Source organism: Mesorhizobium sp. BHbdii (assembly GCF_053848045.1).
This window is the reverse complement of record NZ_JBSPKX010000171.1, coordinates 1-478: the sequence shown is the minus strand read 5'-3', so window position 1 is coordinate 478 and position 478 is coordinate 1. Positions and strand designations below refer to the sequence as shown.

1 protein-coding gene is annotated in these 478 nt (G+C 64.9%); it reads right to left on the bottom strand.

Annotated features, from left to right (window positions below):
* Window positions 1–478 (bottom strand): aldehyde dehydrogenase family protein (locus ACWTU8_RS32460; protein ID WP_455851329.1); only part of this gene is annotated, 478 nt, incomplete at both ends.

The following is a 478-nucleotide window of genomic DNA, read 5'->3' as shown; positions in this document are numbered from 1 at the left end:
CCGGGATCAAGCGGCCGCAAAGCACCTTGGCTCCCCGGCCCACGGCGTCCTTGACCAGGCGGTCGATCTTGTCGACCGCCTTTCTGGTGATCATCGGCCCGCACTCGGTGTCCGCACTCATGCCTGGTCCGACCTTGAGCGCTGCCATGCGCCTGCGAAGGCCGTCGGCGAACGCGTCATGGATGCCCGACTGGACATAGATGCGGTTGGCGGCTGTACAGGCCTCGCCGGCATTGCGCATCTTTGCGATCATGGCGCCGTCGAGCGCGGCATTGAGGTCGGCATCGTCGAAAACGACGAAGGGTGCATTGCCGCCGAGTTCCATCGAGCAGGAGACCACTTGCTTGGCGGCTTCGCCAAGCAAGGTTCGTCCGACGCCCGTCGAACCGGTGAAAGAAAGCTTCCTGACGCGCGGATCGGCCAGCATGGCCGATGTCAGCGGACCGGGACTGGTCGTGGTGAGCACGTTGACGACGCC